The following is a 25375-nucleotide window of genomic DNA, read 5'->3' on the forward strand; positions in this document are numbered from 1 at the left end:
CACCCACAACCAGGGAGTCACACCACATGATCTTTGATCCAGAAATCTTCTTCACCCAACTCGTCAACCCCGCCTACCTCTGGGGTGCGCTCATCTCTGTCGGAGTCGCAGCGTGCTCGCTCGTCATCGCCACAGTGCTCGGCTTCTTCCTCGCCATCGGACGAACCTCCAAGCAGCGCTACCTTCGCGCTCCAGCACACCTCTATGTCTGGTTCTTCCGGGCACTGCCAGCATTGCTCGTTCTGCTCATCATGTGGAACGCACTCCCCCAAATGTTTCCCGCCCTGCGCTCCGACTGGTACACACCGTTCGTGGCAGCATCCGTCGGTCTCGGCTTGGTCGAAGCAGCCTTCATGGCAGAAATCATTCGCTCAGCGCTGAGCAGTGTGGATGATGGTCAAGAACTTGCCGCTCGCGCGCTGGGAATGAAGCCTGGCTCCGTAATGCGCCGGGTGGTCTTGCCGCAGGCAATCCGTACCGCGCTTCCCCCGACCGGCAACGAGTTCATCGGACTCATCAAGTACTCCTCTCTCGCGTCAGTGATCTCGCTTAAGGAACTCCTCACTACGGCCCAAGTCGGGGTGAACATCACCTTCCGCTATGCCGAGTACTACACCGTCGCAATCATGTACTACCTCGTCATCGTGACGATCATCACGCTCGTGCAGAGTCGGATCGAGAAGCGTTTCCTCTGGACGTCTCGTGGCGTAAAGAAGAACACCGACCCGATCAGCCTGAGCACACGCGCACTCGCAACGGTCTCGAAGGAGAAATAAGCATGAGCACAGAAACCGTGAACACCGTTCCTACCCTGCAAGTTGCGAACCTTCATAAGGCGTACAACGGAACCGAAGTTCTCAAGGGCGTCGAATTCCAGATCAACAAAGGTCAAGTCAAGGCAGTTCTCGGCCCATCGGGTTCGGGCAAATCGACGATGCTGCGTTTGATGGCGTTGCTCGAGCCTGCCGACCGGGGAGAAATCAGCCTCGATGGCAAGCGAATCGGCGCTTCAGACAACAATGGCCGCATCGCGCATCACTCCGAACGCAGACTCGCCGTGCAACGACGTGATATCGGCATGGTGTTCCAGAAATTCAACCTGTTTCCCCACCTCAACGCCCTCGAAAATGTGGTGCTTGCACTCACTGAAGTGCAAAAAGTCGGAAAAGCCGAAGCTCGCGAGCGCGCCTTCCTCATGCTCAACAAAGTAGGGCTCGGAGATCGAGACCGACACTTTCCCTCCGAACTTTCCGGTGGCCAGCAGCAGCGGGTAGCGATCGCGCGGGCACTCGTGCTGAACCCGCACGTCATGCTCTTTGACGAGCCCACATCCGCCCTCGACCCTGAGCTGGTCGGTGAAGTGCTCGAGGTCATGGAAAACCTCGCTGCCGGCGGAATGACGATGATCGTGGTAACTCACGAAGTGAAGTTCGCCCGTCGCGCGGCCGATGAGGTCACCCTCTTCGACAGCGGAGTGATTGTTGAACAGGCAGAACCTGGCGAGTTCTTCGATAACCCGCAGCACGAGCGCACGAAGCAGTTCTTGAGCCATGTCCACTAGAAACAACGACGTGCTTCGCGCCGTCTACACCGACCTCGACGGCACTGATTTCTCGGCCGGGCGCGAGCTACTGAGCTCCGCCGGGTTCGAGGTCAGCTACCTCGACTCGCTGGATGCGGAAACGATCGTTGCCGGCGCGGATGGCGCCAGCGCACTGCTTGTGGGCTACGCCGAGATCACCCGTTCCATGATCGAACGCATGCCGTCGGTCAAGATCATTGCCCTCATGTCGATGGGCTTCAATCACATTGATGTGGATGCTGCCACCGAACACGGAATCTGGGTCACCACCATCGTGGGGGCGGCCACCGAAGAGGTAGCGACGCACGCCTTGGCGATGGCACTCCACCTGACACGTGGCATCACGTTCTCGCAGCAGGCGGTCGTTTTCGATCGCTGGAACGAGCGGGATACTCTCGTGCAACCGCGTCTGAGCGAGCTCACTCTCGGACTCATGGGCCTGGGCCGGATCGGCATGAAATTTGCCGAACTTGCGCGCCCCCTGTTCGGCGAGATCATCGGCTACGACCCTTTTATCCCCGACACCGACGAGACTCGCGAGCACTTTGCCGAAGCGGGAGTTCGCCGCGTAGATGCTGACGCTGTCCGTTCGCAGTCAGACGTTCTTTCGCTGCACCTGCCGCTCACGAACGACACCGCGAACATGGTCGATGCCGACTTCCTCAGCACGATGAAGCCGCTCTCGTACCTCATCAACGTGAGCCGTGGCGGACTCGTCGACAGCGCTGCCCTTCGAGCCTCTCTCGATAACAGTCACCTCGCCGGCGCTGGTCTCGACGTGCTGGATGTCGAACCAGCTACCGCCGAGCATCCGCTCCTCGGTCACCCCCGGGCTCTGATCACGCCGCACATCGCCTACTTCTCTGGTCGCAGCGAAGCGGAGTATGTGCGCCTGCAGGCCCAAAACGTTGTCTCGTGGGCCTCAACCGGCACCCCCGACACTCCTCTCGTGTCGTTGTCGGCACCCTCAACCTCCACTCACTAAGAACCTCACCGGAGTACTCATGCGCAAGCTTTCGGCCTTTGACGTGCCACTTTCAGACTTCACCCCCACCGTTGTGACCGCGCGAGCGATTCACACCCTCGATGCCGCCAACACCGTCGTCACCGCAATTCTCATGTTCGCGGGCACGGTTGCTGCGGTGGGAACAGCAGAGGAGTGCCTCGCTGCCGCGGCAAAGCTGTCGCCGAGTGAGCCAGCACGCGTTGACTTCGGCAGCCAGGTCATCGTGCCCGGCTTCATTGACGCTCACGCTCATCCGCTCATGCTCGGTCAGTTGATGAGCTGGGTGGATTGTGGTCCAGACAAGGCCTCGAGCATTCCGGAGATTGTGGCGCTATTGAAGGCTGCAGCAAACACCGTTCCCGAGGGGCAACCGATTCGTGGCTACGGTTACGAACAGCGCAATCTTGCCGAAAAGCGTCACCCGCACCGCACTGAACTCGACGACGTCGCCCTCGATCGCGAGGTGTACCTCATGAACGCCTCCGGCCACGGCGGCGTGGTGAACAGCTACACCTTCGAACTCTTTGGCATCACTCGCGAGACCGAAAACCCTCAGGGTGGTGAATTCTTCCGCGATGCCGACGGCGACCTCACGGGCGAGCTTTCGGATGCCGCCTGCAACATTCTTACCGGCCTCGGCGGAGTGAAGGTCGGCCACCACGGCCCCAACTTCCATCTCGCCGACACCCCGGCCGAGCACGTGCGGCAGCTCGCCGTGGCGCAGAACGCGTTCCTCCAGGGCGGCGTGACGACCATCGGCGACGCGCAAGTATCGCGCCGCGAATTCGACACCTACCTGCGTTTGGCCGAGCAGAACCAGCTGAAGACCCGCATCTCGATGTACCTGCTCTCGCACCTGCTCGACGAAGCGATCGAGACCGGAATGCACGGAGCCTTCGGCAACGCCCACTTGAGCTTCTCGGGCATCAAGTTCTACGCCGACGGCACTCTCGGCGGCTGGACCGCGTACTTCCCCGACGGCTACGTCGGAGACCCCTGCCGCACCGGCCAGCTCTACCATGAGCCCGCCGACTACAAGGCACTCATCAGCCGCGCGCACGCCGTCGGTCTCCAGACCGCAACCCACGCCCAGTCCCCCACCGCCATCGAAATGGTCGTCGACGCGATTGAAGCGGCCCTCGCCGAGAATCCAGACAGCGACGCCCGGCACCGCATCGAACACTGTGGCCTGCCTACCCCCGATCAGATCTCGCGGATGGCGGCAGCCGGCATCCGGCCCGTCAACCAGCCGCAGCACCACTTCAACTGGGGTGAGGGCGTCGAGCAGGCCATCGGCACCCCCGGCGAGCGCTTCAACCCGCTTGGCGAGTTTACTGCGGCTGGCGTTCCCATCACGATCAGCTCGGATGCCCCGGTTGCTGACCCGCGTCCGCTCGAAGCAATTCAGGCGGCCACCACGCGCGTCACGCGCCGCGGCACACAGCTCGGCCCAGATTCCCTCGCGATTACCCGCGAACAGGCGCTGCGGGCTCACACCATCAACGCGGCCCACTCGCTGGGGCGCGAAGATGATCTGGGAAGCCTTGAAGTCGGCAAACGCGCTGACTTTGCCGTGCTCAGCGCCGATATTTTCGAAACCGAATGCGCTCAGATCGGCGCGATCACCGTCGCCGAGACCTGGGTCGATGGCGTTCGCCAGTACAGCGCCGACGAGAAGTGAGCACCACAATGACTACAACCACCAATGACAACTACACCGCCGAAGCTGCCGCGACGGCCTCGGCGGTTGGCGTCGACGTCAATAACGCGGGCCTCGCCCTGATGACGGTGTTGCGCAACTACGGCATCGATACGGTGTTCGGCATTCCTGGCACCCACAACCTCGAGCTCTACCGCCCCCTCAGCGCGCTCGGCATACACCCCGTGACCACTCGTCACGAACAAGGAGCGAGCTACGGATCGGATGGCTGGTCGCAGCAGACCGGTCTGCCCGGTGTCGTGATCACCACCTCTGGCCCTGGCTTGCTTAACGCTCTGTCGGGTGCGGGAACCGCGTACTGCGAATCGCGCCCGATGATCCTCATCTCCCCCGGTGTTGCCGAGGGCAGCGAGTTTGCCGACAATGGTGCACTGCACGAGACTAAAGATTCCACGGGTGCCGCTGGCGCCATCGTCGAGTGGAGCCGTCGAGTCACGAGTGCCACGGATGCCGTCACCGCCGTTCACGATGCCTTCGAACTGTTCCGCTACGGTCGCCCGCGCCCCGTGCACATCGAGATTCCACTCAACGTGCTCGAGTCGGCGAGCGATTGTCCCGAAGAGCTGTTGCAGGCCCGCCCCGAGCGTGCCCGCGCGGCCGCTGATGCCGCTGCCGTCGAACGTGCCGCCGAGATCTTGGCTGCTGCCGCCCATCCCGTCATCATCGCTGGTGGCGGCGCAAGCCGCATCGGCGCCGAGCTCACCGCTCTGGCCGAATCGCTGAATGCGCCCGTCGTGACAACGCTCAACGGCAAGGCGTCGATCCCCGAGACGCACCCGCTGTCGCTGGCCTCCGAGATTCGTTTGCCGGTCATCCACGAACTGATCAACCAGTCGGATGCCGTACTCATCATCGGTTCAAAGCTGGGCGAAGCGGAGCTGTGGGGCGGCGTCATCGCGCCGGCGGGCACGGTCATCCGCGTGGATGTCTTGGAGTCGCAACTCAACAAGAACGTCGCGAGCGATCTCGGTCTGGTCGGAGACAGCACGGTGATCGTCGGCCAGCTGCGCGATGCTCTGGCTGCACGCACCATCACGGGCAACGCCACGACAGCTACGGAGCTTGCCGCCGTGCGCGACACCGCAGTTCGTGAGGCTCAAGAGGTCTCGCCGACGCTGCATCGAGTGGCGAGCATGATCAATGATGCGATCCCTGAGAACGCGATCGTCGCGGGCGACTCTTCGCAAATCACCTACTTCGGAATGGCGAGCGTCGTTCGCCAAGAGACCTCGCACTCATTCCTCTACACCCCCGCCTATGCGACGCTCGGCTACGGACTGCCGGCAACGATCGGCGCCAAGGTAGCCTCGCCCGATCGCCCCGTCGTTTGCGTGCTTGGCGACGGCGCGTTGATGTTCGCCGTGCAAGAGTTCATCACCGCGATCGAACAGGGTTTGGACATCACCATCGTGTGCGTCGATAACGGCGGTTATGCCGAGATCAACCAGAATGAGCGCGATCGCGGCATCACTCCTGTCGGAGTTGTACTGGCGCAACCAAACTGGTCGGTGCTCTCCGCGGCCTTTGGGGGTCACGGTTTTTCGGTTACCGATCCCACCCAACTCACCGACACCGTCGCCCAGGCAATTGCCACTCCCGGATTCGCTCTTGTGCACGTGCCGCTCGGCATTTTTGAAGCCCACAACGGTTGAGCTCGACGCCAGTACGGCATCGTTTCACTCCATTTCTCGCATGCTCACTCTTCAGTAAAAGGATCACCTCATGACCGAAACTGCTCTCGCCGCCGACGCCAAAGTCACCGCCCGCACCTGGGTGGATGACAACATGCCGCGCCTCTCCGAGTGGCACAGCCACATCTGGCAGCTCGCCGAGCCTGCCTGGCGCGAGTTCCGTTCGGCTCAGTGGTACGTCGAGCTACTGCGCACCGAGGGCTTCACTGTTGAAGAAGGTTCTGCCGGGATGCCGACCGCCTTCAGCGCGGAATGGACCAACGGCACGGGCGGCCCCACGATGTTGAGCTACGCCGAATACGATGCCGTGCCCGGCAACAACCAGTCGGCATCCGTCACTCAAGACAGCCGCGAGGGTATGAGCCGCTTCGCTCCCGGCCACACCGACCCGCACTCCGCGCTCGGAATTTCGACGCTCGCTGGCCTGCTCGCTACCAAGCACGCCATGGAAAAGCACAACATCCCTGGCTCCCTCAAGTACACGGGCGAGCCCGCCGAAAAGATGCATGGCTCCAAGGTCGTTCACGGCCTGCGCGGCTACTACGACAACGTGGATGCCATCGTGAGCTTTCACCCCTTCTACATGCTGCCGCTCTGCAACACCGCCCGCTGGGACACCCAGTGCGGTGCGTACTACAGCAAGGTATACACCTTCATTTGTGACGAGCCGGAGTCGTGGCAGCTCAACGCCAACCCCAACTCCCCCATCCCTGCTTCGCACTCCGCAGCGCGCGCTCCCGGCGCCAACGTTGCTCTGATGTCGATGTATACCTCGTCGCGCATCATGCAGGATGCCATGCTCCCGAGCTTTGGAGGGTGGAGTCTCAGCGACGCCATCTTGCTCGACGGTCAAGCGACCGCCGACAATCTGCCGGCGCGCGTTGCCCGCATCCAGTATTCCTGGCGCACCCCGAACATCGAGATGGCGGAGCATGTGCTCGCTGTGCTCGACCGTAACGCTGAGCACGCCGGTGCGATGGCTCACTGCGACGTGGAGACCACGTGGGTGGCACGCAGCCGCCCCGGTCGCACCAACCACGCGATGTCGACCGTTCTCTACAACAACCTCGAAGCGGTGGGAGCACCCCGCTACGGCGCTGACGCGATCGCTGTGGCGCAGGAGATTCAGCGCAACCTTGGTCTCGAGGCGATGGAGAAGCCGTTCCTCGACGAGTGCGAGCAGCTCATCACCCCGCAGGATGCCGAAAAGGCGCTGCGCGAACACCTCGCCCCGTGGCAGCAGAACTGGACGAGCGATGACTACGTCGAAATGACGCACTACGCGCCGACCGTGCGCTTCTACGTCTCACGCCCCGCTCTCAAGCCCGCGCCGGGTAAGGGTGCGTACCCGGGGTGGGTCATGAACGCTCTCGGCGGTATTCCGGAGACGATCGACCCCACCATCGAAACCGCGGGCAAGACCGTCGCCGGCACGTTCATCGACCTGCTGGTTGACCCTGCCCTCCTCGCCGAGGCCAAGAGCGAGTTCGACAAGCGAGTCGCTGAAGAGCCGATGCCCGCCCTGCTGCCGGTGGATTTCCAGCCGCCGATCGATCTCCCCTGGCCTGACTACCGCACCAACGGTGACGCGCGCACCTGGGGCTAACACGCGCTCGCTAGATTGCCGGCATTGGCGATCTAGCGAGCTGCACTCCCGCGAACGCGTTGGCAAAATTTGCAGAAGTGCGAACCGCGGTTCATGAACTGCTCGCGCACGACTTCGCGACCGCAGCGGGGGCACTCCCGACCCTGCTGGCCGTACACGTTTAGTGAGTGCGCAAAGTAGCCCGATTCACCATTCACGTTGAGGTACTGGGTGTCGAAGCTCGTGCCGCCCTCGGCAAGCGCTTTCGCGAACACCTCCCTCGCCTCAGCGAGTAGCAGCACAGCCTTGGCCCGACTCAGCGACTCGGTCGGCTGGTTGTAATGAACCTGCGCGGCCCACAATGCTTCATCGGCATAGATATTGCCGATGCCGCTCACGAGGGTCTGATCGAGCAACGCCCGTTTCACCGTGGTGCGTTTGGCCTTCAGAGCGCGTAAGAACTTCGCATCGTCGAAGTAGGGGTCGAGCGGGTCACGCGCGATGTGTGCGACCTGGCTCGGCACCGCGAACGCGGGCTGATCGACAGAGGGCAGCATGCTGTCGATCGCCATCGAGCCGAAGATGCGCTGGTCGACAAAGTTGAGGCGCAGTGCGCCGTGGTCGGGATGATCAAGTTCGATGCGGATGCGCGTGAGCCGGTCATCCGTATTCCTATCGCGCAAAAGCACTTGCCCACTCATACCAAGATGCGTGACAAGTGCTTCATCGTGTCCTTCTGCACTATCGGCCAGAGGGAGCCACATGAACTTGCCCCGGCGCTGAGGCGTGAGAAACGTACGACCAGTCAGACGGTCGATAAAGTCTTCGCTCGGTCCCTCATGACGACGCAGCGAGCGCTCATCAAAGACGGTGACGGATGCCGCAGTCGCGCCAGTGACCGCCGGTTCGAGGCCAGCGCGCACAACTTCGACCTCGGGAAGCTCGGGCACTGTGGTTAGGCCTGTGGGGCTTGAAGGAGGGTCCAAGCTTCGAGCGCGGCAGCCATTTCGGCATGCTTCTTGCTGGAGCCGATGCCAGTGGAGATAACCTCGCCAGAGAGCACAACGCTCGCGTGAAAACGCTTGGAATGGTCGGGGCCACTATCTTCGATGCGATAGTCGGGGGCGCCGCGACCCATTTTTGCGGCGAGCTCTTGAAGGCTCGTCTTGGGGTCCATAGCGGCACCAAACCGCTCAGGATCAGCCAGAAGCGGTGCTACCAGTCTTAAGACGAGCGCAGTGGCTTCGTCTCCGCCCTGATCGAGATACGCGGCACCAATAATTGCTTCGACCGTGTCGGCCAAAATTGACGGCTTTTCGCGGCCGCCTGTCTGCTCTTCGCCTTTGCCCAGTCGGATGTACGCACCCAGACCGATTTGACGCGCGATTTCAGCGAGCGCGACCGAAGAAACAAGACTAGCCCGACGCTTGGCAAGGTCTCCCTCGTCAAGATTCGGGTTATCGCGATACAGCTTGACCGTTACTGCTTGGCCAAGAATTGAGTCACCAAGAAACTCGAGTCGCTCATTGTTCGCGATTCCGCCGTTTTCGTACGCGAAAGAGCGATGCGTCAACGCAAGCGCCAACAACTCGGGATCAATACTGATCCCGAGCACGGCGGAGAGCTCAGCCGGTGCGCTAGAGCCCGTGACCGCCATGATTCGACCCGAGTAAAGGAAACTAGTTAAACGTCAGCGACCTTGCGACCCTTGTACTCCATGTACAGGGGCGTGCCGGCGGAGTCTTCGACTACCTTGGCGCGGTGCGGGAGGCTGTAAACGGTCTTGCCGTTTTCAACGGTCTTGACGAGAGTGGGAGGGGTTGCCTTCCACTGGGCGCGGCGCATGCGGGTGCTGGCCCGCGACATTTTGCGCTTTGGTACTGCCATGACTAACTCTTTTCTTCTTGGGTCTCAGATGAATCGTTCGCGTCGTTCAAGTCTTGATCGTGCGAGTCTTGCGTGAAATCTTGGAGGCCAGCCAACGCTGCCCAGCGGGCATCAATCGGCGCTTCGTGTTCGTGTCCTGGATTATCGAGCAACCGAACCCCACACTCGGGGCACAGGCCAAGGCAATCCTTCTGACAGACCGGCTGGAACGGTAGTGACAAAACCACCGCATCCCGCACTACAGGTTCTAGATCGATGTATTCGTCGATAACCGTGTAGTCGAAAGCTTCGTCCTCAGAATACGCGAAAAGTTCTTGAAACTCGACTCGAACCGGCAGCGTGACGTCAATAAGGCAGCGAACACACTCTGCCTTAGCTTTTCCCGCCACAACGGCATCCACCAAAATGCCGTCATGAAGTGATTCAAAACGGCCATCGATGGACAATTCCGCACCCTTAGAGACCTCAATAACGGTGGTACCAAAGGTTTCGGGTACGACGATGTCGAGCGAGTGCTCTCTCATCTCACCTGGGCGGTGCATGAGATCGCGCACCAACACGGCATACGGACTCTCGTTGATTCTAGACACGATCGTCGATTCTACCCCCGCAACCGGCTCGCTGTCGCCCCCGGTCAGCGATCGCACAGACACTGCTCACATGCGTAGCGGACACCAGCACCCTCTGCACGTCAATAGACTGACCTACACAGACCCGTGCGCTTGGTATGGCGTGGTTGGTTTGCCCAGGATTGGGCTTCCGGTCTTCTTGAAACACTTTTCATCCTGATGAGCGTATTTCTGCGCCCAATCCGTCGTTTCTGGGAAGGCTCCATGTCTGTTGTTTCTCGCACCACTTTCTCGCGCTCCGTGTTCTCGCGCACTGTTCTGCTTGCAGGCGTCTCCGTTCTTGCCGTGAGCGGATGCACGGCTGCCGCTCCCGAAGCGGTAACGCCCTCTCCTGATGCCGCCGCGCAGTCCGTTGAGCTCAGCAACTGCGGCGTTGACGTGACCTTCGATTCGGCTCCTGAACGCGTCATCACCATCAAGTCGTCGACCACCGAAATGCTTTTGGCACTCGGTCTGGGTGATCGCATTATTGGCACTGCCTTTCAGGATGGCCCGGTGCCCGAGCAGTGGGCATCCGAGGCGGCAGACCTGACATCCATCGCCGAACGCGTCCCGAGCCAAGAGGCCGTGCTCGATCTCGAACCCGATCTGGTATTTGCGGGTTGGGAGTCCACTTTTAGCGCTGACGGTGCTGGCGAACGCGCCGACCTCACTTCCCTCGGCATCAACACTCTGGTGGCCCCATCTGCCTGCCAGAGTGCCGAACAGCCGGCTCAGCTCAGCTTCGACGACGTGTTTAGCGATATCGAAACTGTTGCCTCCATCTTCCGAGTGGACGCCACCAGCCTCCTCGCCGAACAGGCCGCTCAGCTCGCCGCCGTTGACGCTAACGGCGATGCTCGCACCGCCCTCTGGTTCTCGTCAGGTTCGGACACTCCTTATGTAGGGGCCGGCATCGGTGCACCGCAGCTGCTGCTCGACACTGTTGGTCTCACCAACATCGCCGCTGACGTGAAGTCGACCTGGGCTCCCTACAACTGGGAGGCCGTCGTCGACGCTGACCCCGACTTCATTGTTCTCGTGGATGCCGCCTGGAACTCGGCAGACAAGAAGATCGGTGTGCTCGAGACGAACCCGGCAACCGCTAACCTCAGTGCGGTGAAGGCTGGCCGTTACCTCGTGGTGCCATTCGCAGCGAGCGAGGCTGGCGTGCGCAGCGTTGAAGCTGCTCAACTCCTCTCGACTCAAATTGCGGAGCTTGATGGCTAAGGTTTCTCCGCTCACCTTTGGCGCCGCGCTGGCGATCGCACTTCTCGTGTCGATCACCATCGCGGTGACGATCGGCCCTGCCGACATCCGGTTTGACGAGGTCTGGCGCTCCATCGGGAGCCACCTCGGAATTGGGGTGAGCCCGCTGACAGAACTGCGGGATGGCATTGTGTGGCAGTTGCGGCTGCCTCGCGTGCTCACTGCTGCGGCGGTGGGTGCTGGGCTCGCGTTGAGCGGTGCAGTGATGCAAGCGATTACGCGCAACCCTCTTGCTGACCCGTATCTTTTGGGGCTGTCTTCGGGGGCGGCGCTGGGCGCGGTGTCGGTGATTTTGCTCGGGGCTGCAGTCTTGTTGCCGTTCGCCGCGTTCGTGGGCGCACTGCTGGCCTTAACCCTCACGTTGTTGCTGGCGGGATCGCTCGGGGCGATCACGCCATCGCGCACAGTGCTCGCCGGAATCGCCGTCTCCGCGCTCGCCTCAGCAATCACCAGCTTTGTCATCTTCTGGAGTGTCACCGGCGACTCCTACCGCGAAGTGTTGTCTTGGCTACTCGGTTCGCTCAGCGGAGCGCGCTGGCCGGCTGTCGGCATCACCATGGTCGCCATAATTGTGATCGGCATCCCCGTGATGCTCACCGGCCGCCTGCTCGACTCCTTTGCCTTCGGCGACGTGCAGGCAGCCTCACTCGGGGTAAACGTCAGCGCGACCCGCTGGGGGCTGCTGGCGGCATCCGCCTTGGTCACCGGCGCCATGGTCTCGGTGAGTGGATCGATCGGGTTCGTCGGCCTGATCTTGCCGCATGCTGTTCGCTTGCTCGTCGGCCCGGGGCACCGCGCCCTGTTGCCCCTTAGCGCGCTACTGGGAGCTGTGTTTCTCGTGTGGGCAGACACCCTTGCGCGCACACTTTTTGATCCCCGCGAAATTCCCGTTGGCATCGTGACCGCCATGATCGGTGCCCCCATCTTCGCGTTCCTGCTGACCCGGCGAAAGAGTTCCACATGAGCCACGACAGCAACTCTGGTCTCGTCGGTGAGCGCATCACCATCACCGCCGACGGCTCACTGCTCATCGACAACGTCGACTGCACGGTCGCTCAAGGTTCACTCAGCGCCCTAGTCGGGCCGAACGGTGCCGGCAAATCCACCCTGCTGCGCGCGCTCACTGCTGTGCAGGCCCCAGCATCCGGCAGCGTGCACTTTGACGGCAACAACCTGCTCGGGATGCCGCGGAGACAACGCGCCCGCCTTGCCGCGTTCGTCGAGCAAGATTCGACCACCGACTCGTCGCTCTCCGTCGACATGGTTGTGCAGCTCGGCAGGCTCCCCCACCAGTCTTTGTGGGAAGCGGATTCTGCGGAATCCACCGCCATCGTCAGCGCCAGCCTCGCCACTGTCGAAATGACCGCATTTCGCGATCGAGAGTTTCAGAGCCTCTCTGGCGGCGAAAAACAGCGAGTGATGCTTGCGCGGGCGCTCGCACAGCAGCCGCAACTGTTGGCCCTCGACGAACCGACGAACCATCTCGATATTGCCGCGCAGCTAGCGGTGCTTGAACTGCTCGCGCACTTGCGTACGACCGGGGTTACCATTCTGGCGGCACTTCACGATCTCTCTCTGGCAGCGAGTTACTGCGACCACATCATCGTGCTCTCCCATGGGCGCGTTGTTGCCGCCGGGGCCACCGAAACGGTACTCACCGAAGCGCTCATTGCTGAGGTCTACGGGGTGCGAGCATCCATTCTGACGAACCCCGTCACGGGCAAACCCGTTATTGGGTTTAGCCCGGCCTAGAGCATCCGATTCGCGGAGTCGCAGTTGCAGTTGCAGTTGCAGTTGCAGTTGCGCAATCACGCCCTTCGCGGTGGTGAAGCCGGGGAGTTTCCTGCGCGACCTCATCCGTCGGGCTCAACGCGTTCGGTCGATGCGCCCGAACGCGGTTCGTGGTGCCCACCGGGCTCGCAGTCGCGCCTTCCAGCGTGCGGATGCTCGGAGTGACGCCAGCGCGGCCGTCACGGCAGACGCACTAACCTGTGTTTCTCGCGCACTGAACGCGGCAGTCTCGACGCGGGCTAGAAGCTTTTCCAGCGCGATGCTGCCTGAGGTTCCCATCTCCGCGATGAGTTCTTCGTACTGTTGACGCGGGTCGCGGTCGCGCTGACGTTAAAGCCCAGGTCTCTGGCGGTATCGCGTACTTCGCGCCACGCCGGAGCAACAGCACCGCGAGATACTGCCGCAAGGCGAAGGCCGCGACGAATCAGTCTCACCATGGTCGGAACCAACAGCAGGACGGGCAGGGCGATCAGCAACCACCAGAACGGCGAAGACGCCACGGGGTTAGCCGTTTCCGTTGTTGGCTGCTCATCGAGCGGCAAGTCTGGTCGCGCACCGGGGGTAGCGGTGGGTGTCGGGGCTGGCAGGTCTGCCGGCTCGGGCTGAGACTCATCGATATCGGGAGTGCTGGGATCATCGTTGATGCTCTGCGCGAATCGGGGTTCGGTGCCGACAGAAACGGTGGGCTCGAAGCGGAGCCAGCCAATAGTCGGAAAGTACAGTTCTGGCCACGAGTGCAAGTTGTCGGTCGAGACCACGAACTCAACCTCGTCGGAATCCGGGTCGGCCTTCTTTTGACCCGGAGTGAACCCCACAACAACACGGGCGGGGATGTCGAGCGTGCGGGCCATCGCGGCCATTGCCGACGCAAAGTGCACGCAGTAGCCGCTCTTGGCATCCAAGAATTCGGCGAGCACTTCGGCACCAGAGCCGTCATAGTCGTCCGCCAGCGGTGCCTCTTCTGAGTATTCGAAGTCGCCATCCTTGAAAAACGATTGAAGCGCGAGGGCCTGGTCAATGCGCGTGGCCGCACCACCGACAACTTCTTGAGCTGTCTCAGCGACAACGCTTGGCAGCGTTTCGGGCAGCGCGAGATACTTCTCGTAGCCTTCTGGCAGCGTTGTGGGAGCAGCCTGCAGGAGCTCGATCGAGGGCGCCGGGGTGACGTACGACACTTCGTACTCTTGGTCCTTCGAATTCGCGCTGGCTGTAGAGACGGTGAGACCTTCAGACTCCCACGTCCAATCTCCCGTGAGTCCGGCGACTTCCGTCGTGGCATAGGGCACCGGGAGATACCTGCCGCGGATACGTTCGATCTGGATCTGCATCTGACTCTCCGAAAACGGCACGGCATCAGTGAAGCCCGCAGGCAACGCAAAGGCGTCCATGTTGTCGCCGCTGTCACCACCATTGCCCGACGGCTGCCACGTATCGTCGCCAAACTCGTCGAGCACGGCAACACGCAAATATTCACCCGTGCCCTCAGCGGTATACGTCAGCGCTAAGAGTGGTGCACTTCGCCGAAGATCGCTGCTCAAGTTGATTATGGGGTTCACCCCGGTGGAGATGAGCCCAGGGCGACTTCCCGGCTCCACGGCCTGTTCAACACTCGGTAACAACAGCGGGACGACGAGCGAAAGCACCAGCGCGCCTGACGCTAATGGCCACGCTGCTCGCACGCTCAGCCGAGGCGAGGCGACAATCAGGATCGTCACATAGGCCAATGCCGTCAACGCAAAAACGAAGGCGTCATGCAACTCGCTGCGCACAAAACTGGGCACGAGAAGTAAGACGAGAAGGGGGATGCCGGTGAGCGCCGGCTTGCGGATGACGAACGCCGCAACATCCATCGCCAGCGTCACCGCCAGCGCCCCCAAACAGATCAGGTAAACGATGCCGGTTTCGGCATCGGCCGGAAAACGCTGATTGGCTATCGATTCGTTCCCATCACGAGCCAGCTGGGCGAAGCGCGCGAAGGTCTCGCCCGTTGGCACTATTCCCGCAATCGCTGTATCGGCGGCGAACATGAGAACAAGAAGTACCCCGGCGGCAATCAGCCCCGCAATCGAGCCCACGATGGCTCGGGGGCTCATATTGCGCACGGCGGCAGCGGTCGCCAGAACCACCACTGCAACCGCCATGAGCGGGAACCACCACGCACCCTCGGTAAGCACCGCACCGAGGCTGCTCGCCGCGACACCGATAGCCAACACCATGACGCCGGCCAGCGACCACGAACGGAGTCGACGAGCGTGACGTTCGACACTCGATGACCGCGCTGTCTCAGCTACGCTCACGGGCCACCCTCGATTCAGTGACATACAGATTCCAGACATCGGCAACGTCGTCGAACGATTGCACCGAGATAACCTTCCAGCCCGCAGCCCGCAACTCCTCCGCCAGCGGCGGACGCTTCGCGGCACCGAACCGCTCGCGATCACCAAAGCCAGAACTTGGTTCGACAACGAACACCACCGCAAGCACTGTGCTCGTCGACTGGCTCAGCAAAAAGTCCACCGTCGCCGGCTCAGGATTAGCAACGAGAGCAATGACGGGACCCCGCGCGAAGGAACGCGAGGATGGCTCTCCCCACCAGTCTGCAGGAGACTCAATCGGCGTCAATGCCGCGAGACGCGTCAATAACTCTTGTTCGGCAGACGAGCGACGGTGCAGCGTTGCGGCATCCGTGAGTTGGGACTGGCCGGTCTCGATGATCTGCACCAAAAAGCCCTCACGGCGCAATTGCACCGCAGCGGAAGCCAGCATCGCGACGACCCATTCGAACCGGACGCTATGCGACGGCGACAGGCCACTGTCGCCGACTGCCCGCAAGACCGTTGCCCGGCTCGCATCGGGATACCCCTCCAATCGCGTATCGACAATGATGCGCGCCTCGGGATAGCTGTGTTGCTCTTCTTGGCGCACCATCAAACTGCCGTGGCGTGCGGATGCCTTCCAGTGCACCCGCCGCATAGCGTCACCTCGGCGATACTCGCGCGTCATCGCATCGTCGTCGTCGCCAGAGGAACGGCGCTGCACGACGCGAGCCTCGCCATCACCGGACTGCGCGATGAGGGCCGTCGTCGCCAGTTGCGCCACCCGCGGAGTGACGACCAAGGAGGTCACGGACCCAACGTTCCAGGCGCCCCACGCCAATTCGAATGGATCAGTCGTCTCCACTACTAGCGGACCGATCTCAAAAACCCCACGCTTAGTCGGCGTCAACGCGTACGACAATTGCGCGGCGCTGCGATCGCTCGCCAGTCGCGACTTAACCGTCAGCCGAGGAAGCCAACCATTGTCTGTCACCCACGGGCGCCACGGCAGGGCGTCCCGCCACCGAACCGGAGCCGTCGCACGCTTCGACTCGTTATCAACGCGCAACGTCACCGCCGTGGTATTGCCGGCCTCGACGACGGGGAACGAAAATCTGCGCGACACGCTCAATGTCGACTCTCTGGTGCGCACAAAAATCACCGCCACGATCGGCAGAGCAAGTGCGAAAGAACTGACATATAACAGAATCGGAATGCCTAGAGCGAATCCGGCGATACCAACCCCAACGCCCAGCGCAAGAAACGTTATTCCACGCCGAGTCAGGCGCGCGCCGCCCAACACAATGCGGATCGATCGCCGAAATTCTGCGCGAGGCATGAGCGGTTCCTAAGACGTCGCGGCGGCTACGGGAACCGGAGTTTCAGCGACAATACGCTCAATGACATCAGCAATCGAATGACCAGATAGAACTGCAGCGGTATCGCCCGTGTGCCGGGCAGGAATCATCCGGTGAGCCAGCACCGTTACTGCCAGCGCATCGATGTCATCCGGCAACACAAATTCGCGGCCATCAATAGCCGCGCGAGCCTTAGCTGCCCGCACCAAATGAAGAGTCGCTCGGGGGCTCGCCCCCACCCGAACTTCGCGGTCACGGCGAGTTGCCTGAGCAATCGCCACGGCGTACTCCTCAACTGCGGTGCTCACATAAACGCCGCGCACTGTCGCAATGAGATCGCGTAGCTGCTCGACCGTAACGACCGGAATAAGTGCATCTAGCGGACTCGTCAGTTCGCGTGAGCGCAACATCGCTAACTCAGCCGCAGCATCGGGATAGCCCATTGAAATGCGGGCCATGAAGCGATCCCGCTGGGCCTCCGGCAGAGGATAAGTGCCCTCCATCTCGATGGGGTTCTGGGTCGCAACAACAATGAACGGGCTCGTGAGCTCGTAGGTGTGGCCATCGACCGTCACGCTCGACTCTGCCATGCACTCGAGCAACGCCGACTGTGTCTTAGGGCTGGCACGATTAATCTCGTCGCCAATGACAATGTTGGCGAAAACAGGGCCCTTTTTGAACTCGAAGTCGCGGGTGTTTTGGTTGTAGACCGAAACGCCAGTGATGTCGGCAGGCAGCAAATCGGGAGTGAACTGCACTCGCGATACCGAGCAATCCACTGAGCGTGCCAACGCTCGGGCCAGCATAGTTTTACCCACCCCCGGTACGTCTTCAATGAGGAGATGCCCCTCAGCCAAAAGCACCGTGAGGGCAAGCCGCACGGCGTCAGCTTTACCGTCAATTACGGTGGAAACGCTGCGCACAATCGCGGCGCAGTGATCATGGAACACGTCATCGGGCATCGGTGTGGAACTCACATCATCCATTCGTTGAGTCTGTCAGCGCTTACGCACTAGGGCAATTGCTTGCGATTGCGCAGCTTCTCTTCGAGCTCACGAATCTTTTCTTGATTCTGAAAGAACTCAATTTCGGCATCGAGCTTGGCGAGTTGCGCCTCCGTGTTGCTCGTGTCAAGAGGCGGCAGCGCATCTCGACGCTGAGGCGCGCCAAAGCTACTGACGGGCTGCGCCGGCGCGTATTCACGGCCGATCGCGAACCAGAGAATGGAGCCGATGAGCGGAAGAAAGATCACCACGAAGACCCACGTGATCTTGCCCAAGTTCTTGATGCGCGATTCGTCGATCAGGATAACGTCGACCAGTACCGCGATAAGCATCGCGAAGTACCCGAGTGAAATCAGACTTCCCATCAGATCAGGATAGAGTCAAACTCCCTCACAGTCGAGCATTATTCCCTTTTGGGGTCGTCCCAATTGGCACGGTCAGGATCATCGTGAGCTTCATCGAACCCGGCCATCCACGCCTCCTTGGTTCCCAGCCGAAACATGTCTTCTGGCCCAGTGCGCACGAGCGAACGCGCCCCTGCAGATTCGAGATCAGCAACATGCTGACCGAGCCCGCGCATGACAGCGACCGGCAACCCGCCAGCCTTACCCTTCACGAGATCCGTCGCCGCAGCGATTTCGTCAGCAACAGCCGTGACGCTCACAGCCAGAGGGCGACCAGATGCATCCACCGTTCCCCGCAAATCATCAAGCACGTGGATCCCGGCCGCACCAATCGCGATATCGGCTTGCCCTCTGCGCCAGGGCCGGCCAACCGTGTCGGTAATGACCACTCCGACCCGCACCCCGAACCGCTCGCGCAGACCGGCGCAGAGACGACGCGCGGTTGCGTCTGGATCGAGCGGCAGCAACAGAACGATCCCATCAGGAGTATTGCTGGAGTCAACCCCGGCCGCGGCCATCACGAGTCCAAGACGGTTCTCCACAATGCGAGTCACGCCATTAGGGTGCTCCCTCGACGCCACCACACGCACTGTTTCGTCAGTAATCGCTTGCTCACGGTCAGCGGCCTGAACGGTACGACCCTCTGCCTTGCTGACAATTTTGGAAGTCACTGTGAGAATGTCGCCATCCTCAAGGCCACCAGACTCCGAGTTACCAGAGTCAACAGAGATCGCTTTCACGATCACCGCGAGCAGATCGTCGCCGGAAATAATTTCGGGGATGCCGGGTACGGCCCAGGCGCTCATTCTCACGCCTCTAGTGTGGGGCATTCGTGCGTTTGCCACTACTTGCGCAGCGTCGGCAGCACATCTCGACCAAATACGTCGAGAAATTGCGTCTGATTGCGGCCGACATTGTGCAGGTAAATACGGTCGAAACCGAGATCAAGATAGCTTTGGATGTAGGCGCGATGCACGTCCGGATCGGCGCTGACCGGCATCCGTCCTTCAAAGTCTTCTGGGCGCACCATGCGCGCGAGTTGTTCGATTTCGAATGGCGACCGGATGTCGTTCTTCGCGAACCGCAGGCCACCGTTCGGCCACTCAGTTATGGCGTTACTCATCGCTTGCTCGTCGGTCTCTGCCCAACTGAGGTGCAAGCGAAGCACGCGGCTCTGCTGGGAAGTGTCGCGCCCCGCTTCACGAGCGCCCTCAGCGAATCGTTTGAGAAGCAGCTCGACTTTCTCGAGGGGCGCAGCTTCTGTGATGAGACCGTCAACGGTCTTGCCCGCGCGTTTGGCGGCGACAGGGCCGGCTGTTGCCACCAAGATCTCGGGCGCAGTTTCGGGCATTGTCCAAAGTCGGGTCGATTCCAGTCGATAAAACTGACCATCGTGCCGAACATCTTTGCCAGTCAAGCCCGACGCGAAAAGCTTCTTGATGATTTCGACCGCCTCGAACATACGGTTAATACGTTCTGGTGCCTCCGGCCAATACTGGCCAACGACATGCTCGTTGATCGCTTCGCCGCTGCCCAAACCCAACCAGTGGCGACCGGGGTTCATTGCGGCCAGTGTTGCTGAGGCTTGAGCAACCATTGCGGGATGCCAACGAAACGTTGGCGCGGTTACTCCGGTGCCCAGATCACCGGTCGTGGTCTGGCCAAGAGCACTCAACACGTTCCACACGAAGGACGCCTGCCCCTGCTGCGGAGTCCACGGCTGATAATGATCAGCCGCCATCACGCCACGAAAACCGCGTGACTCTGCATGCTGGGCGAACTCCAACACCTCGAGCGGATGAAACCTCTCGAGCATGGCGGCATAACCAATGTGGGGCGCAGAAACGGGTGCGGGCATCTGTCTATTGTTGCGCGGACTGGGATGCAGCCGCACGCACCGCTGATTATCGTGGCCACAAAAACTCGTCAAATTGGGTCTTGATTCTCACTCAGCGATAGTTCTACACTGAGCAAACGCCAACAATCGAAAGGAGCCCAGCGTGTTTATTTCAACTATCGGAATGATTCCGACTGCCGCCGGCTCCGTCGGCGCCTTCCCCGTCTAACCGGCTAGCGATTTCCGCCAACCGGTTCTGACGGTGGCGGCGCTCACGGAGCACTACCCGGCTTGATTGCCTCTGCACGCTATCGGCGTGCGCTGACGCCTCACCCCTGCGGGCCGCATCGTCAGTTCTTCAAGTATTGCCGGGCGACCCACCTCACGAGACAGCGCGTACTTCTGCGCGCAAAATTTCGTAAAAACTCACTCATTGAAAGAGAAATCAGAATGAATACACTGGTGACCGGCTCACGAAGTCGTCACAACGATCCCCCCGATAATCAGCAATCAGAACAACAGCACTCGTCGCGCCGTGCCTCACGGGTCGGCATAATTGATCGCCTCGCCCTGCACCTCGGAGTAGCTCTCGTCACGTGGAGCCGACGCCCGCGACGCAGCAACAACGTGGACCGTGTGAGGAATCAGGTTAACCGACAACTCGCCATCGAACGTCTCGAGAAAGTTCGCGCCCGCGATGAGTCCACGTATCCCTGGTTCATCATCCGATGAACCGACCGTCTGGCGGTCGTCGTCGAAGCAATTCTTCGACGACCGTCAGCCCGGTTGTTATCTAGGCAGAAGTTACAGCGCCCGCAAACGTGGGGCGATGTCGCGCCGAAGAGTTCAAGAAAGCGGCGCTGGTCGCCACCGGGCGCATGGAACACCAGGTGGTTGAGGCCGGCATCCACATACTGACGAATCTCTTCGACAATCTTGTCTGGGTCATTACCCACGATCCAACGCGAGGCAATCTGCTCGATGGGCAGAGCATCCGCTGCTCGTTCCATCTCGATGGGGTCAGTGATGTCGTGCTTCTGCTCTTTCGAGAGCGCGAGCGGCGCCCAGAAACGGGTGTTCTCGAGGGCGACGTCGGCATCGGTGTCGTACGAGAGCTTGATCTCGATCATCCGGTCAATGTCTTCGAACTTGCGGTCAGCCTTCGCCGCACCCTCCTTGACGCCCGGGATCAGCGCATCGTTGTACAGCGCCATACCCTTGCCCGACGTGCAAATGAAACCATCGCCCGCACGACCGGCATAGCGAGCAACCATCGGGCCACCGGCCGCAATGTAGATCGGGATGGGCTGGTCGGGGCGGTCATAGATGCTGGCTTCGTGAGTGGAATAGTACTCCCCCTCGAACGAAACGCGATCCTCGGTCCAGAGCGCTCGCATCAGTCGAACCGATTCGCGCAACCGAGCAAAGCGCTCCTTGAACTCAGGCCAATCTTGTTCGCCAGCACCACGGAATCCGGTCGCGATCTCATTGAGAGCTTCACCGCTGCCGACACCGAGCATGATGCGCCCCGGATACAGACACCCCATCGTGGCGAAGGCCTGCGCCAAAACGGCAGGGTTGTAACGGAACGTCGGAGTCATCACACTCGTGCCGATGCGAATAGTGCTGGTGCGTTCCCCCACAGCAGCCATCCAGCTCAACGAGAAGGGCGCGTGGCCGCCTTCGTGACGCCAGGGCTGAAAGTGGTCGCTGACCGCAACACTCTCCATACCGTGAGCTTCAGCCGCCACCGCAATCTCTACGAGCTCACGCGGGGCGAACTGTTCAGCAGAAGCTTTGTATCCGAGTGTGAGAGTCATAGACCCATTGTGCCGGTGTTAGTCGCGAGGCGCTTGCAAAAAATCAGAAACAACACGAGGAACGTACGACGCGACATCTCCCCCGAGCGCAGCAACCTGACGCACCAGCGAACTTGACACATAAGCGTGAGCAGGGTTCGGGAGCATGAAAATAGTTTCTACGGCAGCCAAATCACGGTTCACAATCGCCATCGGGGTTTCGTAGGCGACATCCACTTGAGAACGGATGCCCTTGACGATCACACTGGCACCAACATCGGTGCAGTAATCAACAAGAAGCCCCATGCTCCAACTCGTGACCCGGATGTTGCCCTCGAGGCCGGCATCAGCAACCGCTTGCTCGATGAGCGAAACGCGCTGCGCAATCGGCAAAAGCGCAGTCTTGCCGGGATTGTGCACAACCAGAACGTGCACTTCGTCAAAAGTTTTTGCCGCCCGTTCAATCACATCCAGGTGGCCCAGGGTGACAGGGTCAAAGGACCCAGGAACGACAGCGATCCGACTCATGCTTCAACGATAGTGGCTCAGTGCTGCTCGCCGCGTGGGAGTTCGCTGTGCGGAAAACTTGACCGCGGTGCGCTAGTTCTTGCCTAGGAAGGCTTCGGCACTTTCGTCGAGGCGACGGGTGAGAGCTTCGGCGAGCGCCGGGTGCTCCCCCAACGTCGGGTCGATGGCCAAGACTGTCTGCGCAGCCTCACGCGCTTCAGTGATGAGTTGCCCATCGTTGGCAACCCGCAGCAGTTTGAGGCTGGAACGCCCGCCAGACTGAACGCCGCCGAGCACGTCGCCTTCTCGCCGAAGCTCCAGGTCTTTGTTGGCGAGCTCGAAACCGTCCAGAGTGGATGCCACAGCCTCAACGCGTTCGCGCGCCAACGACTCAACTTCGGCTGCGGTCACAAACAGGCAGAGCCCCGGAACGCCGCCGCGACCAACGCGGCCACGCAATTGATGCAACTGAGAAACGCCAAAGCGATCAGCATCGAGCACCACCATGACCGAAGCGTTCGGTACGTCAACGCCAACCTCGATCACCGTTGTCGCTACGAGAACATCGATGTCGCCGGCGGCGAACGCCTGCATGAGCTCATCTTTTTCTTCGCTAGAGAGCTTGCCGTGCAGCGCTTCAATGCGTTTGCCTGCGAGAACCTCGTTGCTGCGCAGCGATGCCAGCACCTCGGTGACGTTAGCTATCGGCCGGGGCGGGGCGCCATCCGGATCGTCAGATGCTTTCGGCGCGGGTTCGCTGCCGGGTTCTTCACTCTTGGCATCGATCGCCGGGCACACGACGAAACCTTGACGGCCGATCGCAAGTTCTTCGGCTAGACGTTGCCACACGCGCGATACCCAGCCCGGTTTCTCGGCGAGCGGCACAACATGGCTACTGATCGGCTGGCGACCGGCCGGCAGCTCGGCAATCGACGAAATATCGAGGTCACCGAACACTGTCATGGCGACAGTGCGCGGGATGGGGGTCGCTGTGAGAACAAGAACGTGCGGCGGCTTAGCGCCCTTGAGACGCAACGCTTCGCGCTGGTCGACCCCGAAGCGGTGCTGCTCGTCGACAACGACAAGCCCGAGATCGATGAAACTGACCGCGTCACCGAGAAGCGCGTGCGTGCCGATGACAATGCGCGATGCCCCCGAGATAGTCGCCAGCAGTGCCTTCTTGCGTTCGGCCGTTGGCAACTGGCCGGTGATGATGGTCGGGCGCAGTTCGGCCGCCAGATCAGGGCCAAGCGTGCGCACAATGGAACGGAAATGCTGATGAGCCAAAACCTCCGTGGGGGCAAGGAGAGCGGATTGGCCACCCGATTGAGCCACCGCGAGCATTGCCCGCAACGCAACGAGAGTCTTACCGGAACCCACCTCGCCCTGCACCAGTCGATTCATCGGCACTGGCTCAGCGAGGTCGAGGAAAATCTGCTCACCAACCGTCTGTTGGTCGCCCGTGAGCGTAAACGGAAGCGCAGCGTCGAAACCCTCAAGCAACGAACCCGCCGTGCGCGCAATAGCCTCAGACTCGCGCTGCTTCTGACGCTGTTGCAACAGCGCAGACTGCAACACGAACGCCTCCTGAAACCGCAGCGCGTCTCGAGCTGCCCGCCAGTCAGAATCAACTTTGGGCCGATGAATCTGCTCGAGCGCCTTCGCGAACGGCAACAGCTCACGTTCGCGACGAACGGCATCCGGCACGGGGTCGTCAAGCGGCCCCAGAGTATCCAGCACGACCTCGACGGCTTTCTGAATTTGCCAACTCGCCACCGTCGACGTCGCCGGATAAATCGGGATGGGTTGCTCGGCCCACGACTTGGCCTGCTCGGGCTTCTTCAGCTCGAGAGCATCCCGGTCAAAAAGTTCGTAGTCGGGGTGAGCGAGCTGGCGGGTGCCCCGATATTGGCCAACCTTGCCCGCAAAAATCCCGCGCACGCCAGGCGAGAGCTCATTAGCGCGCCACGCCTGATTGAAAAACGTGAGAGTCAGGATGCCGGTGCCGTCGCTGATCGACACCTCAAGAATCGAGCCACGCTTATTGCGCATCGGACGATTGCGCACCTCCCGCACCTCGGCCACGATCGTAACCGCCTCATCCAGTGGCAACTGGGCCAGCGCGGTAAGTTCGCCCCGCCGCGCATAACGCCGCGGATAGTGGGTCATGAGATCGCCCACCGTCTGCAGGCCCAGACCACGTTGCATCGACGTGGCGGTGCGCCCGCCCAAGACGGCGCTGAGCTTCTGATCGAGGGGCGAGGTCACCATAGAAGAGTACCGGGGACCACCGGCGTTCACTCTGCACGGCCGAGTGATCGTGGCGCAACGCAAGCACTGCCGAACACGAACCCCACGAGTGCCTTCCCACCCACGCGCTCACCCGGGCTAGGCTCGACACGCTATGACACGCATCATTGCCGGATATGCCGGCTCCCTCACCATTGCCGTTCCGAGCGCGGGAACCCGCCCTACAAGCGACCGCCTGCGCGAAGCGATCTTCTCCGCGCTCGAAGCCCGGAACGCCATCGATGGCGCCCGCGTGCTCGACCTCTATGCCGGCACCGGAGCACTCGGACTCGAATCGGCCTCGCGCGGCGCACCCCACGTCACCCTCGTGGAGAATAATTCGCGGGCTGCCGCCACCTGCCGCAAGAACGCCACGCTCATCGCCGCAAAGGCTCCGCGCGGGTCAAAGCCGATCATCCTCACCGCCGCCCGCACCGTACACACTTTTTTGGAGACATCCGGAGATCAGTGGGATCTGGTATTCATCGACCCGCCCTACGAACTCGGCAATGGCGAACTTCTCGTGGCTCTCGAACTGCTCGCCAGCCAGCTCAGCCCTGACGCGCTCGTCATCGTCGAACGCAGCTCACGGGACCCCGAACCGGCCTGGCCTGCCGGTCTCGAACTCGACCGCCGCAAAGACTACGGCGACACCACGCTCTACTGGGTTCAGCCAACCGAGATCTAGCTGGCAGCCGCCTATGCGTCAGCAAGTCCAGCCAG

The 25375-nt window shown here is 61.2% G+C and carries 23 protein-coding genes; 10 read left to right on the top strand and 13 right to left on the bottom strand.

The features are described from left to right. Positions 1 to 26 precede the first annotated feature (26 nt). The 6 genes from ON14_RS03755 to ON14_RS03780 all read left to right on the top strand — a co-directional run bounded on the left by ON14_RS03755 (position 27) and on the right by ON14_RS03780 (position 7605). Complete coding sequence (locus tag ON14_RS03755; protein ID WP_010203270.1) at positions 27 to 776, top strand: amino acid ABC transporter permease; 750 nt, start codon at positions 27 to 29, stop codon at positions 774 to 776. 2 nt (positions 777 to 778) lie between these two features. Further along, on the top strand, positions 779 to 1561 hold the full coding sequence (locus ON14_RS03760; protein ID WP_010203271.1) for an amino acid ABC transporter ATP-binding protein: 783 nt from the start codon (positions 779 to 781) through the stop codon (positions 1559 to 1561). Next, positions 1551 to 2567, top strand: a complete 1017-nt coding sequence (locus tag ON14_RS03765) for a C-terminal binding protein (protein ID WP_010203272.1) — start codon at positions 1551 to 1553, stop codon at positions 2565 to 2567. Before ON14_RS03760 ends, ON14_RS03765 begins: the two co-directional genes overlap by 11 nt. A 19-nt stretch (positions 2568 to 2586) precedes the next feature. Then, positions 2587 to 4269 (top strand): amidohydrolase, encoded by a 1683-nt coding sequence (locus tag ON14_RS03770; RefSeq protein ID WP_010203274.1) that lies wholly within the window; start codon positions 2587 to 2589, stop codon positions 4267 to 4269. An 8-nt stretch (positions 4270 to 4277) separates the two neighbouring features. After that, positions 4278 to 5960 (top strand): thiamine pyrophosphate-binding protein, encoded by a 1683-nt coding sequence (locus ON14_RS03775; protein ID WP_010203280.1) that lies wholly within the window; start codon positions 4278 to 4280, stop codon positions 5958 to 5960. 70 nt (positions 5961 to 6030) lie between these two features. Further along, entirely contained in the window at positions 6031 to 7605 is a 1575-nt protein-coding gene (locus ON14_RS03780; RefSeq protein ID WP_010203281.1) for a hypothetical protein, read from the top strand. Between the two features lie 32 nt (positions 7606 to 7637). Here the strand turns inward: ON14_RS03780 and mutM are convergent, their stop codons facing one another. Genes mutM through ON14_RS03800 form a run of 4 tightly spaced genes read right to left on the bottom strand, consistent with a single transcriptional unit; the run spans position 7638 to position 10061 of the window. Next, positions 7638 to 8534, bottom strand: coding sequence for a bifunctional DNA-formamidopyrimidine glycosylase/DNA-(apurinic or apyrimidinic site) lyase (mutM, locus tag ON14_RS03785; RefSeq protein ID WP_010203282.1), 897 nt, complete (start codon positions 8532 to 8534; stop codon positions 7638 to 7640). A 5-nt stretch (positions 8535 to 8539) separates the two neighbouring features. Beyond that, a complete protein-coding gene (gene rnc, locus ON14_RS03790) occupies positions 8540 to 9241 on the bottom strand; it encodes a ribonuclease III (protein ID WP_010203283.1) in 702 nt (233 codons plus the stop codon). A gap of 26 nt (positions 9242 to 9267) precedes the next feature. Continuing rightward, complete coding sequence (gene rpmF / locus ON14_RS03795; RefSeq protein WP_009772721.1) at positions 9268 to 9471, bottom strand: 50S ribosomal protein L32; 204 nt, start codon at positions 9469 to 9471, stop codon at positions 9268 to 9270. A 2-nt stretch (positions 9472 to 9473) separates the two neighbouring features. Next, positions 9474 to 10061 (bottom strand): YceD family protein, encoded by a 588-nt coding sequence (locus tag ON14_RS03800; RefSeq protein ID WP_237719680.1) that lies wholly within the window; start codon positions 10059 to 10061, stop codon positions 9474 to 9476. A gap of 243 nt (positions 10062 to 10304) precedes the next feature. Here ON14_RS03800 and ON14_RS03805 point away from each other — a divergent pair, with 243 nt between their 5' ends. Genes ON14_RS03805 through ON14_RS03815 form a run of 3 tightly spaced genes read left to right on the top strand, consistent with a single transcriptional unit; the run spans position 10305 to position 13100 of the window. Continuing rightward, positions 10305 to 11309: a putative F420-0 ABC transporter substrate-binding protein gene (locus ON14_RS03805; protein ID WP_010203290.1), complete on the top strand. Its 1005-nt coding sequence runs from the start codon at positions 10305 to 10307 to the stop codon at positions 11307 to 11309. Then, the gene (locus ON14_RS03810) at positions 11302 to 12312 is read left to right on the top strand and encodes a putative F420-0 ABC transporter permease subunit (RefSeq protein WP_010203291.1); all 1011 of its coding nucleotides are present in this window, start codon (positions 11302 to 11304) and stop codon (positions 12310 to 12312) included. The genes ON14_RS03805 and ON14_RS03810 overlap by 8 nt, the downstream gene beginning before the upstream one ends. Beyond that, the gene (locus tag ON14_RS03815) at positions 12309 to 13100 is read left to right on the top strand and encodes an ABC transporter ATP-binding protein (protein WP_010203292.1); all 792 of its coding nucleotides are present in this window, start codon (positions 12309 to 12311) and stop codon (positions 13098 to 13100) included. Before ON14_RS03810 ends, ON14_RS03815 begins: the two co-directional genes overlap by 4 nt. A 278-nt stretch (positions 13101 to 13378) precedes the next feature. Here ON14_RS03815 and ON14_RS03820 read toward each other — a convergent pair whose 3' ends face one another. The 9 genes from ON14_RS03820 to ON14_RS03865 form a co-directional block, all read right to left on the bottom strand. Then, on the bottom strand, positions 13379 to 15436 hold the full coding sequence (locus tag ON14_RS03820; RefSeq protein ID WP_010203293.1) for a transglutaminase family protein: 2058 nt from the start codon (positions 15434 to 15436) through the stop codon (positions 13379 to 13381). Next, a complete protein-coding gene (locus tag ON14_RS03825; protein ID WP_010203294.1) occupies positions 15423 to 16793 on the bottom strand; it encodes a DUF58 domain-containing protein in 1371 nt (456 codons plus the stop codon). Before ON14_RS03825 ends, ON14_RS03820 begins: the two co-directional genes overlap by 14 nt. A gap of 9 nt (positions 16794 to 16802) precedes the next feature. Then, positions 16803 to 17798 (bottom strand): AAA family ATPase, encoded by a 996-nt coding sequence (locus ON14_RS03830; RefSeq protein WP_141629939.1) that lies wholly within the window; start codon positions 17796 to 17798, stop codon positions 16803 to 16805. A gap of 26 nt (positions 17799 to 17824) precedes the next feature. After that, a complete protein-coding gene (locus ON14_RS03835) occupies positions 17825 to 18181 on the bottom strand; it encodes a PLD nuclease N-terminal domain-containing protein (RefSeq protein WP_010203296.1) in 357 nt (118 codons plus the stop codon). A gap of 38 nt (positions 18182 to 18219) precedes the next feature. Next, positions 18220 to 19026, bottom strand: a complete 807-nt coding sequence (locus ON14_RS03840; protein ID WP_010203297.1) for a coenzyme F420-0:L-glutamate ligase — start codon at positions 19024 to 19026, stop codon at positions 18220 to 18222. A gap of 38 nt (positions 19027 to 19064) precedes the next feature. Further along, a complete protein-coding gene (locus ON14_RS03845; RefSeq protein WP_010203298.1) occupies positions 19065 to 20078 on the bottom strand; it encodes a TIGR03557 family F420-dependent LLM class oxidoreductase in 1014 nt (337 codons plus the stop codon). A 623-nt stretch (positions 20079 to 20701) separates the two neighbouring features. Then, complete coding sequence (gene fgd, locus ON14_RS03855; protein WP_010203299.1) at positions 20702 to 21877, bottom strand: glucose-6-phosphate dehydrogenase (coenzyme-F420); 1176 nt, start codon at positions 21875 to 21877, stop codon at positions 20702 to 20704. Positions 21878 to 21895: 18 nt separating this feature from the next. Beyond that, positions 21896 to 22384, bottom strand: a complete 489-nt coding sequence (gene coaD / locus ON14_RS03860) for a pantetheine-phosphate adenylyltransferase (protein WP_010203301.1) — start codon at positions 22382 to 22384, stop codon at positions 21896 to 21898. A 72-nt stretch (positions 22385 to 22456) separates the two neighbouring features. After that, positions 22457 to 24634 (bottom strand): ATP-dependent DNA helicase RecG, encoded by a 2178-nt coding sequence (locus ON14_RS03865; RefSeq protein ID WP_010203302.1) that lies wholly within the window; start codon positions 24632 to 24634, stop codon positions 22457 to 22459. A gap of 133 nt (positions 24635 to 24767) precedes the next feature. Here ON14_RS03865 and rsmD point away from each other — a divergent pair, with 133 nt between their 5' ends. Beyond that, the gene (gene rsmD / locus ON14_RS03870) at positions 24768 to 25340 is read left to right on the top strand and encodes a 16S rRNA (guanine(966)-N(2))-methyltransferase RsmD (RefSeq protein ID WP_010203303.1); all 573 of its coding nucleotides are present in this window, start codon (positions 24768 to 24770) and stop codon (positions 25338 to 25340) included. Positions 25341 to 25375 lie beyond the last annotated feature (35 nt).

It is taken from the genome of Salinibacterium sp. PAMC 21357, from assembly GCF_000247645.1.
Taxonomy (GTDB): Bacteria; Actinomycetota; Actinomycetes; order Actinomycetales; family Microbacteriaceae; genus Rhodoglobus.